This is a genomic window from Romboutsia ilealis, assembly GCF_900015215.1.
GTDB lineage: Bacteria > Bacillota > Clostridia > Peptostreptococcales > Peptostreptococcaceae > Romboutsia > Romboutsia ilealis.
Window position 1 is genome coordinate 1,869,011 of sequence record NZ_LN555523.1, and the last position, 13,054, is coordinate 1,882,064.

Consider the following 13,054-nt stretch of genomic DNA (forward strand, 5'->3'; position numbering starts at 1 on the left):
ATATAGCTTTATTTTACTCCTCTTTATTAGGATTATCTAAATAAAATCCCGATGTAAAATTCCTGTTATTTAATTTATTTAAATCCTCTAACCAAATAGGGTCAAATTTCCATGCATTAGGTTCTGAATAAAATGTATCAATAGCTTTTCTGTAAGCTTTTATGGCAGCTGCTACATATTTCTCATCTTTCATTTTACCATCAATTCTAAGGCTTGTTATACCACATTTTATAAGATCTGGTATATATTCTATCATACATAAGTCTTCTGTATTAAATAAAAATGTACCTCTCTCATCTTCATATACCGGGAAATATTTTCCTGGTCTTTTTTCTTCAACTAAACTATATTTTTTAGAATTTATCATCTTATCTTTATTAGCCTTTTTACCTGTTAGGAAATTACTTAATAGTTTCCTACCAGAATGTGATATAAATAATGCTCCATGTGCTAATGCTTCTATCTCCATATCAATAGGAGATTTCAATCTTATTTGTCCTATTTCTTCACATGATAATTCTTTAGAAACTATTACTCTCTTTACACCTTGATTATACCAGAAGATAGCAGTTTCGTAGTTTGTTACATTAGCTTGATCACTTAAATGTATAGTTATATTCTTACAAACATCTCTTACAATATTCAATATGCCTGGTTCTATTACTACTATTGCATCTATACCCGTATCTATTAAAGATTTTATATATTTTTTTATTTCATTTATGTCATTTTCATGGGGTATTTTATTTAAAGATACATATACTTTTTTATCTCTATTATGAGCATACTCTACACTTTTCTTTAATTCTCCTATAGAAAAGTTTTTAAGTTCATCTCCTATATAAACTGCATCACAACCATTTTCTATATTTAACTTTAATGAATTTAAATTAAAAGCTTCTGCTAACAATTCTACTTTATGCATTAACATCACCTCTTTTGTTATTTTTATAACTTAATGCAACTCCATCGCCTATTGGTATTAAAGAGGTAGATAAATAGTCACAGTTACATATATAGTCTAAATAATTCCTCATTCTCTTTACAATAGTCTTTTTTCTTCTTATAACAAAGTCATCATGAGCTACCATACCTTTGTATAATATATTATCAGAAATTAAAAGACCATCTACTCTTAGTTTGTCTATTACCATATCATAAAATAACTTATACTGTCCTTTCGCTGCATCTAAAAATATCATATCAAAGGGACCTTCTACTTCTTTTAATATTTCTTCAGCATCTCCCTCTAATATAGTTATATTCTTTTCAAATCCAGCTAATTTTATATTTTCTTTAGCCTTTTCTATCATTTTTTCATTTCTCTCTACGGTTATTATCTCAACATCTTTATCTAATACAGATGCAAAAAGTATAGAAGAGTATCCTATAGCACATCCTACTTCTAATATTCTCTTTGGCTTTTGAATTTTTAATAACACTTTTAAAAGTTCAGATACCTCTTTATGAACTATTGGTACATTATGCTCATTTGCATATTCTTCTAATTCTCTTAATAATCCATCTTTTTCTTTTAACGTAGTTCTTATATAATCTTCTACTAAATTATTTACTATATTACTCATCAAATCCACTCCTTACAGTAGTAATAACATTAATATAGGATTACGTCTTAAGACTTTAAGACATAATCCATGGTTTTAAATCTCAACTAATAACCCTTATTTTTCTTTATTTAATTTATCTCTTTCTTCTTTATACTCTTTTACATATTTTAAATGATCTTCATAATTTACACTATAATTATTTCCACCATCTATCTTAGCCACAAAATATAAATATTCAGTTTTTTCAGGATACAATGTAGCCTTTATTGACTCTATTCCTGGACTTGCTATTGGCGTAGGAGGAAGCCCCTTATTTTTGTAACTATTGTATGGAGAATCTATTTCTAAGTCCTTATATGTCACAATTTTTTTTCTTTCTTTAAATATATACTGTATAGTTGCATCTGATTGAATTGGCATTCCTATTTCTAGCCTATTATAAAATACACTAGCTATTATAGGTCTATCTTCATCTAATACTGCTTCTTTTTCAACTATAGACGCTAAGTTTATAACTTGCTCTGTCGTCATTTTTAATTCTTTTTGTCTATCTCTTAGCTTCTCAGTATATACTTTATCAAACTGACTTAGCATAGCACTTAATACTTCCTTTTCAGATGCATTTTCATCAAAGTAATATGTTGATGGATATAAAAATCCTTCTAATGAAGTTATATCTTCTTCATTTAGAAATTCAAATTTTTCATAAAATTCTTGAGGATTTGATATTAAATTTTCATAGGATTCTTTATTCCCTAACTTTTGTCCTACAAGAATTGAAATAATTTCTCTAGAAGTAGATCCTTCTGGAATAGTTATTTTTATTCCATCATTATATATATTACCAGATGATATCTCATCAATTATTTCTTTATTTGAATAAGTTTGATTAAATAAATATTTACCTGCTTTAAAATACTGTGCTTTATTGCTTAATCTTACAGATACTTTAAAAATTACTTTATTTTTTATTAATTTATTTTTATATAAAATATCTGATATAGTACTTGTTGTTGCCCCTTGAGGTATTTCAACCACTATATCTTTTTTATTATTTTTATCATACGGACCTATTTGTGTAAATATAAATACTGATATCAATATTATTAATATAATAGAAATCCCCCCTATTATACCTAACCTTTTCTTATTTGTATTCATAAAGTTTTCTACTCCTTATATATATTTATATCTTTTATATTATAAATCTAAGCATAAAAAAATTCAATAAATTTGTCGAACAAGTTGAAAATTTGATATTCTGAAAATTTTAAAAGCCTAACGTTATTTTTTACACGTTAGGCTTTTATTAATCATATTATTAGAATTTTTTAACTTCGTCTTTAGTTACAACTCCATATATTAACTTTTTAGGTTCTATTTTTTCTTCTGCTATTGAATAAGCATTTATAAATCTTTCTTTTGCTTGCTCAAATTTTTCTTCTTTATTTAGATGCATATAAGCTAATATGTCACCTTCATTTACATAATCTCCAACTTTTTTCTCTAACACTATACCAGCAGATAAATCAAGTATATCATCTTTAGTTTCTCTACCTGCACCTAAAATCATAGCAGATATACCAACTTCTTCAGCTTCTATTTTACTTATATACCCTGATTTATTAGATTTTATAGGAATTATTTTTGATGCTTGCGGCAATAATGTGTAATCATCAACTACATTCTTATCTCCACCTTGATTTTCTATAAATACCCTTAATTTTTCAAGTGCTTTACCTGAAGTTATAGCCTCTCTTATCATATTTAGACCTTCATCAAAGTCTTTTGCAACTTTGGCTAAAACTAACATATAAGAACCTAATGTTTCACATAAAAGAACAAAATCCTTAGGACCATTTCCTTTTAAAGTTTCTATCGCTTCTATAACTTCTAGAGAATTTCCTACAGCAAACCCTAATGGTTCATCCATATCCGTAATCATACCTATAGTTTCTCTGTCCATTCCACAACCTATATCAACCATAGCTTTCGCTAATTCAAATGAATCATCTAAAGTTTTCATAAATGCTCCATCGCCAGTTTTTACATCTAATAATATAGCATTCGCTCCTGAAGCTAGTTTTTTACACATTATGCTAGCTGCTATAAGAGATATATTATCAACTGTAGCTGTAACGTCTCTTAGTGCATACATTTTTTTATCTGCAACAGCTATTGATGCTGTTTGTCCACACACAGCTATTTTATGTTCATTTACAGAGTCTATAAATTTCTTAGAGTCCATCTCTATAGAGAATCCTGGTATAGCTTCTAACTTATCTAACGTTCCTCCTGTATGCCCAAGACCTCTTCCTGACATTTTTGCAACTGGTGCTCCACAAGCTGCCACTAATGGCGCTAAGGCTATTGTAGTTTTATCTCCAACTCCACCTGTACTGTGCTTATCAACTTTTATTCCATCAATATCTGATAAATCTATTACTTCTCCAGAGTTCATCATAGCTTCTGTAAGATATACAGTTTCTTCTTTATCCATCTTATTTATATATATAGCCATTAAAAGTGCTGCTACCTGATAATCAGGTATTTCACCTATTGAATACTTTTCTACGAAAAAATCAATTTCAGCTTTACTTAACTTCTGCTGATCTCTTTTTTTTCTGATTATATCATAAACTCTCATAATAATTCTCCTTAATTATTATATCTATATATTATTAACAACTGATTTAACTAAGTTTAAGAATTCAGATTTCACTTTTTTTGTTGTTTCTATTACTTCTTCATGATCAAGCGGTTGATCAAGTATACCAGCTGCCATATTAGTTATACAAGATATACCTATAACTTCCATTCCTGAGTGCGAAGCTACTATAACTTCTGGAGCAGTAGACATACCAACTGCATCTGCACCTAATATTCTCGCCATTTTTACTTCAGCTGGAGTTTCATAAGTTGGTCCACTAAAAAATGCATAAACCCCTTCTTGTAACTCTATATTCAACTTCTTAGCACATTCTTTAACTACATCTACGTACTTAGGAGTATATGCACTAGACATATCTGGGAATCTAGGTCCAAGTCTTTGATCATTTTTACCTATTAAAGGATTATTTCCACTTAAGTTTATATGATCTTTTATAACCATTAAATCTCCTGGCTTAAAGTTTGTATTTGCTCCACCTGCAGCATTAGTTACAACTATAGTATTTACACCTAAAGCTTTCATAACTCTTACAGGGAAAGTTATTTCTTGTTGAGTATACCCTTCATAGTAGTGGAATCTTCCTTGCATAGCTACTACCATTTTACCTTCTAATTTTCCTATTACAAGGCATCCCTCATGCCCTTCAACTGTTGACACTGGGAAGTTAGGTATTTCATTATATTTTATTTTAACAGGATTTTGTATTTCATCAGCTAATACTCCAAGTCCTGATCCTAATATTAAACCTATTGAAGGCTTTACTTCAGATTTGCTTTCTATAAATTTTGCACTCTCTTGTATTTTATCATATATGTTTTCCATTTTTAAATCCTCCAAAATTACTTCATTAATTCATTTTTAAAACTTGTACCATTTTTAGTTTTAGGAACATTTAATATATCAGCAACAGTAGCTCCTATATCTGCAAAACTTTTTCTTGTTCCTAAATTTACTCCTTCTTTTATATCTTTACCATACACTAGTAAAGGTATATATTCTCTAGTATGATCTGTTCCTATATATGCTGGGTCATTACCATGATCTGCATTTATTATAAGTATATCTTTTTCATTCATAGATTCTATTATCTCAGGTATTCTAGCATCAAACTCTTCTAAAGCCTCTTTATATCCCTTTATATTTCTTCTATGACCATATTTTGAATCAAAATCAACAAGGTTAGTAAATATTAATCCTTTATTATCTTTTTTAATATAGTTTATAGTTTGATCTACACCATCCATATTATCTTTAGTGTGTATAGCTTCAGTTATCCCTTGTCCATTAAATATGTCTTCTATTTTACCAACACCTATTACATCCAGACCATTTTCCTTTATATTATCAAGAACTGTTTTATCAAAAGGATTTAATGAATAATCTCTTCTATTTGAAGTTCTTTCAAATTGTCCTTTGCATGGTCCTACATATGGTCTTGCTATAACTCTAGCTACCGCATATTCTCCCATCATTATTTCTCTAGCTATTTTACACATATCATATAATTCTTCTAAAGGAATTATATCTTCATGAGCTGCAATTTGAAATACACTATCTGCTGAAGTATAAACTATTACATCACCAGTTTTCATTTGGTGTTCTCCAAACTCATCTAATATAGCAGTACCTGATGCTGGTTTATTAGCTACTACTTTTCTTCCTGTTCTTCTTTCAAACTCATCTATTATTTCTTTTGGGAATCCATTTTCAAAAGTTTTAAATGGTGTATCTACTAATAATCCTGTCATCTCCCAATGTCCTGTAGTAGTATCTTTTCCTTGAGACACTTCATTACATCTACCAAAAGAACCTATTGGAGAATCTATACTATTTATATAGTCAATTTCATCTATATTTCCTAATCCAAGTTTTATCATATTTGGTATTTTTATATCATTAAATTCTTTAACTATATGACCTAATGTGTTTACACCTTCATCTCCAAATGCCTTAGCATCAGGTAATGCACCTACACCTACACTATCAATTACTATCCATATAATTCTATTCATATTTTTCCTCCTTAGCTGTTTATTTTCTAGGATGTTTTTCTTTTATTTCTCTTCTCATATTTTTATTTATATGATTTAAATATGCCTGTAAACTAGATAAATTTGCATTTCCTAATATTTTACTAACCACAGCTATATTTGCACCTTCATTTAATAAATGAATAGCAAACGAGTGTCTAAGCATACTAGGATTAATATTTTTATTTATATTAGCAATACTTGCATATTTCTTTATAAGTTTCCAAAGACCCTGTCGTGTAAACCTTTGCCCTAATGAATTTACCAATAAGGCATTTTCTGTATCTTCAGCTATTTTAGGTCTTGCTTCTTTTATATATTTTTCTAAGTAAACCTTAGTTATATCTGAAAGTGGTATAACCCTTTTACTCTTAGATATATTACAGTATATACAATCTAATTCTAAATCTACATCCTCAATATCCATATCAACCAATTCTGAAACCTTGATTCCTGTTCCATATAAAACCTCGAATATAGCTTTATCTCTTATCAATTTAGGTGTATCTAATTTAGGAAAATTTAATAATGATTCTATTTCTTGCTCTGTTAATATATCTACTTCATGCTTTTCAACTTTAGGCTTTTTTATAGTCTTTGCTGGATTATTATTTGTTATATTACTTAAAAATAAATAATCATGAAAAGATTTAATTGAGGATATCATTCTAGATACTGTAGCTACAGATACACTATTTTTTTCTAAATTTATTATATACCCTATTATATCATTTTCTACTACATCACTTAATTCTAAGTTTATAGATTTTAAATAATCCATATACTTTTTTATATCCGTATAATAAGATAATACCGTATTATTTGACAATCTCTTTTTATCTTTTATATAGTTTATATATTCCTTTACAACTTCCATAGTAAACTCCTTTATCTGACTAGGAACTTAATAATACTAACAATTAAAGTATTTAATAAAACTTGTAAACCACTAGTTATAGCTAGTACAATTATTGAATTTAATAGATATCTTGAAACTAAAAAAATCATCTTGCTTCTATTTCTACTTTTCTTAAACTCAAATACCATTTCTTTTATGTAGTTAATTGAAATTAAAATAAGTACAATACTACCTAATATAATAATTAAATTTTTAAATATAGTTATAAAAATAAGATTTATACTTCTTAATTTCATAGCTAATATAGCACTATTTATAGTATAGCCCATAGATATTCCTTTTACTATAAATAATATCAGCGTTATTGGAAATGTTACTACCAATAAAGTTGATAAAGAAATAGACATCATAAAGTATATATCAGACTTTAAATTAGCTAACACTATATTTTTTATCGATATTTTTGAACTATAATACTCTACAATAGAATTAATGCTATTTGCTATATTACCTTGATAATCTGGCCATATTTTATTTAAATATGTACCAATTACTACTGCTGTTAAAAATATAAGTCCAATAACTATTAATTGTTTATTTATTTCCCTAAAATAACTTTTCTTATATGTTCCTCTCAAATTCATAACCCCCTCTTACATCTTATAAAATAGTATGTACAAAAAGAGGAGGTTATTCCTTTTATATTAATTCTTTAGCTAATAAAATTCCTATTGCAGTTTTTGCGTCTTCTATTTGGTTATTTATTACCATATTCCGAGCTTCATTTATATCAATTTCATATTTTTCTATAATTTCATCTTCATCAAATTCAGGTTCACCCTTAGTAATACCTGTAGCTAAATATATATATATTTTTTGATTTGAAAATCCTGCTGATGTAAAAAACTTGTGTATTAATTTAATATTTTTAGCACTATATCCTGTTTCTTCTTTTAATTCTCTTATAGCGCAATCCTTCGGGCTTTCTCCCATTTCAAGCTTTCCTGCAGGTATTTCCCATATAACTTGTTCTATTGGCTTTCTAAATTGCTTTATAAGCACAACTTTATCTTCATCTGTTATTGCAACTATTGCTACAGCCCCTTGATGTTCTACTATTTCCCTTTTTTGATACCCTTTATTTTCTATTTCTACAGTATCAACTTTTAAACTTATTAATTTTCCAGTATATATCCTTTCACTACTTATGGTTTTCTCTTCTACTATCATTACAAACCTCCGCTAGATAATAAGCTGCTGTACTTGCAGCCTCAAAAAATTCCTTATCTTGATCAAAACTTCTACCCATACTTCTTACTTTTAGATTAAAGTATTCTAAATCAGATTTAGAATTTTTATTTTCGATATATACTATATTATGTTTTGACTCTAAACTATTATTCATTAGCTGTTCTTTTATATAACATAACTGTTCATCATTATAAGTACATATAGGTATATTTACGCTTACATTTACTATTTCTTTAAGTACAGTTATACTATGATGAGATATTCCCTTATGTCTATCTCTTTGATCTGCAAAACTTATTCTTGGTATAGATATAGGAATACCACCAAGCTTTTTAACTGCATCTAGTATAGGACCTTGCTCTATACCTGTAAATCCATATTTAGTTCCTGTACCAGCAATTCCAGGACCCATACTTACAAATACAACATCTGCATTTAAAACCTCTTTTGCCGTTATTAAAGCTGTGTATATGTTTATGCATTCATATTCTCCACCAAATGCACTACCAATTGTTATCGTATTATCTATTAACCCTTTTTTCTTTAGTGTATCAACATTTTTACTTAGGTATATAGGAAGAGCTGCTCCATCTGTCATTATATATACTAATTTTTTATTAGGATTTAATCTTTTGTATGATGCTACAAAAGGAGTTAACATACTATGTAAACTTCCAACCACAACTGGCATATCATCTAAGCTAGAAAATTCTTCTATATTTTTATGATAAGCACTCTCTTGCTCTTCTACTGAGTCCACCTTTACTTGAAGTGGAGTATATCTTAACTTCATTATATGCCCACCCTTAGTAAAGTTTGATTCTACGTTATTTAAATTAGCTATAACAAAATGATATCCACCTGTACCTAAACTTAGCTCTACAGCTGTTGTATTTAGAAGTACTTCATCTCCTACATTTATATTTCCTGTAATCTTAGGATAATTATAGGCCCTTTGTATATTTCCATTTATGCTTACTCTTATATCATCTAATTCTCCATTTTGATCTACTATAGATTCAACTTTTCCTATTTTTTTACTTATCATAAGATTACCTTCCTAACTTATCTATGAAATTTAAAAACTTATTATTTTCTATTATCTTAGTTAATGAATACTTTTCTGTAAGTATATGAATGAAAATTAAAAATGCTAACCATATTAATCTAACCTTTAACGAATATCCCATTACAAATAATATTCCAATTGATATTCCTAACACATTAGAACCAGTATCCCCCATCATTGCTTTTGCTTTTAAATCTTGATTAAAGTATGCAACTACATTTGGGAGTATTAGTAATAAAAGATTTCTTGTATATTCACCTAATGTAAATAATAATACCAATGATATTACTAAATATCCTTTTATGGCTCTCCCTGGTCTTAAATCTAATAGATTCATCAGATTTGTGGATAAAGCTATTATCAATGTATTTATAACTATATCATAAATATTTTTAGATATAGCTATTGATATAACAATACCTATGAATCCTCCAAATAAAGCCTTAAATCCACCTGTTGTCAGTTTTCCTTTTAATAAACTTTTAAAATGACCTTTTAGTCCGCTTACATCTCTATTTCCTATGATATCATCTAATATTCCTGCAAAAAACATAGATACTAATCCAAATAGGAATATGAATATATGTAACATATCTTTAAAACTATTTGTAAAATAAGCTAATATTATAGAGTTTATAATTAGCATAGGAAGAAATACTATTCCCATACTAACTGGTATCATATCTTTTTTATAGTTTGGCCTTAATACATTACTATCAATTAGTAAGTTTCTAAATAAAGGTATTACAGCATAAGTACCAAGTAATCCAGTTAAAATTAAAATGGCATAAAGTATATAATTATTCATCTAATACTACCTCCACTCTTTTTTCTTTTCTCTTAGAACCTTCTTTATATGGTAAAACTGTTTTCCTCTATGTATAAATCCTTTTAAGTTTCTACCCGTTTCACTATGAGTCATATTAACTAAAACTTCTTTTATAGTATATCCATACTTTAATATATCTATAGTCATACCTACTTCTACGCCATATCCATATGGCATTTCTTTAAACTTTTCTAATACTTCTCTTTTAAATATCCTTTGCCCTGATAAAGTAGCATCTAGCTCTTTTCCTGTCATTTCTAATACAGATTCTTTTGCTAGTCTCTTTACAAATCCTAAGCCACCCTTTTTCGTAGCTGGTGGAAACTTAGCTATTATAACATCTGCTTCATTATTTAATATTGGAGTTATAAGCTTTTTAACTTCACTAGATGTAGATCCTAAATCTCCATCTAAAAAACCTATAATAGTTGCATTTTCCATTGCTATTTTTAATCCATAATTAAGAGCATAGCCTTTCCCTCTATTTTTATCTAGAGTAAAAACTTTTATCTTTTCGCTTTCAACTGATCTTGCAATTTCAGTTGTTTTGTCACTTGATCCATCATCTATAACTAATATTTCATTTATCTCACTAACGTCTTTTATATTTTCTAAAGTATCTTTAATTTTATCTTCTTCATTATAAGCTGGTATTATTATACTTATGTAAGGATTCATTCTCATCTCTCCTTTTTATTTTTTAAATGGTATTATACTATCTGAACCTTCTAGCTTCCCAAATTTACCTGCTATACTACTATCTTGAAGTACCATAACTAAAGATAATTTACCTATACCCTCATCTACATTATCTATAGTTGTAACCTTATCATTAGAATATAAATCTACATATGAAAATTTAGTATTACTTTGTTGAACACCTACTATATTTTTCTCTTTATCCTTTAAAGTTTCTATTAGTATTTTATCTATATTTTCATATTGTCCTTCATCTGACTTACCATTATTTCCACCTGCTATTACTACAGAATCATAACTTTGATAATTTTCATTTAATGAGTTTATTTTTATCATATCTAAATCTTCAAGTTTTTTTAGTCTTTCACTAGCATTATTCTCACTTAAGGCTTGTTCAATATATATCATAATATCTTTTGTACTTTTTATGTCTATATTTAACTTATCTGCTACTTCTTCTATCTTTTTTTCATTAAATATGTTGTTATTTAATATTATATCAAAAGCTACTTTTCCATTAGCAGTAGTTATTATATCATCTATCTCTTGTGTATAGTCATTTTCTTGATTAGTAGATATTATACCTATGTTTTTATCTGTTAGTCTCTCTCCTACTAAGCTATTTATATTATCATTTATAAATGTTATAGCTTCATCGTAGTCATCACTTAAATCAGCTAAACTTTTTTCTAAATTATCATTCGTTACTTTTAGAGAATCAAATTTCTTGTCTAAATCACTTATAACACTTGCTTGTTGTTTGCTAAGTTCTTGGTCATAATTCAAGTTATACCCTACTAATATACCAATTCCTAAAGATATAAATATAGCCCCTATACTAACTATATAATATTTCATATTTATATGCATATTAATCCTCCTAAATTACATTTGTAATAAAAACTTTATCTTTAATTGCATCAAATGTATAAATTGTTTTACGCTAGGTGTAAAAGATGCAATTATAAGTATTGGGAATAAAGCTGTTGCTATTAATGCCCAAATATATTTCATCTTTAATTTACTTCTATACAATAAATTAACACCCTTTGCATCTATTAATTTAGCACCGATTTTTAATCTAACTAAAAATGTACTTGCCATACCTTTTCTGCCCTTTTCTAGGAAATCAATCATATTTGAATGTGTTCCTAAAGCAACTATAAGTTCTGCTTTATATTCATAAGCAATAAGCATAGCTATATCTTCACTAGTTCCTGGCGCAGGAAAAACTATAGCATCTAGTCCTAAATCATTTACTCTTTTTAATCCTGGTGCTCTACCATCTGTATATGCATGTACTATTATTTCTTTCGCTTTTTTTAATGCTTCGTCACTTACACTATCCATGTCTCCAACTATTACATCTGGAGTATACCCAAACTCAAGTAAGGCATCTGCTCCACCATCAACACCAACTAAAATTGGTTTCATTTCTTCTATATACGATATTATTGTACTTAGGTCTTGCTTATAATCTTGACCTCTTACAACTATTAGTACATGTTTATTTGCATAGTTTGTTTTAACATGCGGAATCTCAACTTCTCCTAATATAAATCCTTTTTCTTTTTTAGCATAATCTATAGTATTGTCTATAAATCTATCTAATTCTACTGATAAGTTTTCGTATGCTTTTTTTAACTTTTCTGAAACCTCTTGCTTACCTAATACCTCACCATTTCCTAAAAGTTCTCCATCTCTATATATATTTCCATCTATAACTTCTATTATTTGACCTTCAGTTAAATTATGAAATAACTCTTCTCCTACATTATCTATTATTAGTATGTTATTTTCTGTTAATATACCTGGTCCTTTATTTGGATATCTTCCACTTATAGACTCTGCTGCATTAATTACAAGCTTAATCTTACCTTCTACTAAAGAGTTTGCAGCAACCTCATCTATGTCTACATGATTTATAACCGCTATCTCTCCACCGGTAAGCCTTTTAGCAAGTCTCTTAGTTTTTCTATCCACCTTTATAGGTGCTTGGACTTTCATATTGTAAACCTCCGACATCTTTTTTAAAATCACATTCAATTATAGCACTATTTAACAATAAAAGAAATATT

General features: G+C 28.0%; 14 protein-coding genes. All 14 read right to left on the reverse strand.

Features of this window, described 5'->3' with window-relative positions; genetic code table 11:
- Positions 1-13: 13 nt before the first annotated feature.
- Complete coding sequence (locus CRIB_RS08785; RefSeq protein WP_180702005.1) at positions 14-925, reverse strand: peptidase U32 family protein; 912 nt, start codon at positions 923-925, stop codon at positions 14-16.
- Positions 918-1,586, reverse strand: coding sequence for an O-methyltransferase (locus CRIB_RS08790; RefSeq protein ID WP_180702006.1), 669 nt, complete (start codon positions 1,584-1,586; stop codon positions 918-920). Before CRIB_RS08790 ends, CRIB_RS08785 begins: the two co-directional genes overlap by 8 nt.
- A 96-nt stretch (positions 1,587-1,682) precedes the next feature.
- Positions 1,683-2,729, reverse strand: coding sequence for an endolytic transglycosylase MltG (mltG, locus tag CRIB_RS08795; RefSeq protein WP_180702007.1), 1,047 nt, complete (start codon positions 2,727-2,729; stop codon positions 1,683-1,685).
- Positions 2,730-2,889: 160 nt separating this feature from the next.
- Positions 2,890-4,215: a pyrimidine-nucleoside phosphorylase gene (locus CRIB_RS08800; protein ID WP_180702008.1), complete on the reverse strand. Its 1,326-nt coding sequence runs from the start codon at positions 4,213-4,215 to the stop codon at positions 2,890-2,892.
- Positions 4,216-4,239: 24 nt separating this feature from the next.
- A complete protein-coding gene (locus tag CRIB_RS08805; RefSeq protein ID WP_180702009.1) occupies positions 4,240-5,061 on the reverse strand; it encodes a purine-nucleoside phosphorylase in 822 nt (273 codons plus the stop codon).
- A gap of 17 nt (positions 5,062-5,078) precedes the next feature.
- A complete protein-coding gene (locus CRIB_RS08810; protein ID WP_180702010.1) occupies positions 5,079-6,251 on the reverse strand; it encodes a phosphopentomutase in 1,173 nt (390 codons plus the stop codon).
- A gap of 19 nt (positions 6,252-6,270) precedes the next feature.
- Entirely contained in the window at positions 6,271-7,146 is an 876-nt protein-coding gene (locus CRIB_RS08815) for a tyrosine-type recombinase/integrase (protein WP_180702011.1), read from the reverse strand.
- Between the two features lie 11 nt (positions 7,147-7,157).
- Positions 7,158-7,766 carry a hypothetical protein gene (locus CRIB_RS08820; RefSeq protein WP_180702012.1) on the reverse strand — a complete coding sequence of 203 codons (609 nt, stop codon included), beginning with the start codon at positions 7,764-7,766 and terminating at the stop codon, positions 7,158-7,160.
- 61 nt (positions 7,767-7,827) lie between these two features.
- Complete coding sequence (locus tag CRIB_RS08825; protein ID WP_180702013.1) at positions 7,828-8,358, reverse strand: NUDIX hydrolase; 531 nt, start codon at positions 8,356-8,358, stop codon at positions 7,828-7,830.
- On the reverse strand, positions 8,330-9,427 hold the full coding sequence (locus CRIB_RS08830) for a DUF3866 family protein (protein WP_180702014.1): 1,098 nt from the start codon (positions 9,425-9,427) through the stop codon (positions 8,330-8,332). The genes CRIB_RS08825 and CRIB_RS08830 overlap by 29 nt, the downstream gene beginning before the upstream one ends.
- 4 nt (positions 9,428-9,431) lie before the next feature.
- The gene (locus CRIB_RS08835; RefSeq protein ID WP_180702015.1) at positions 9,432-10,256 is read right to left on the reverse strand and encodes a glycosyl transferase; all 825 of its coding nucleotides are present in this window, start codon (positions 10,254-10,256) and stop codon (positions 9,432-9,434) included.
- 6 nt (positions 10,257-10,262) lie between these two features.
- Positions 10,263-10,955 (reverse strand): glycosyltransferase family 2 protein, encoded by a 693-nt coding sequence (locus tag CRIB_RS08840; protein ID WP_180702016.1) that lies wholly within the window; start codon positions 10,953-10,955, stop codon positions 10,263-10,265.
- 15 nt (positions 10,956-10,970) lie between these two features.
- Complete coding sequence (locus tag CRIB_RS08845) at positions 10,971-11,846, reverse strand: copper transporter (RefSeq protein ID WP_180702017.1); 876 nt, start codon at positions 11,844-11,846, stop codon at positions 10,971-10,973.
- A 15-nt stretch (positions 11,847-11,861) separates the two neighbouring features.
- Positions 11,862-12,983 (reverse strand): putative cytokinetic ring protein SteA, encoded by a 1,122-nt coding sequence (steA, locus tag CRIB_RS08850; protein ID WP_180702018.1) that lies wholly within the window; start codon positions 12,981-12,983, stop codon positions 11,862-11,864.
- Positions 12,984-13,054: the final 71 nt, after the last annotated feature.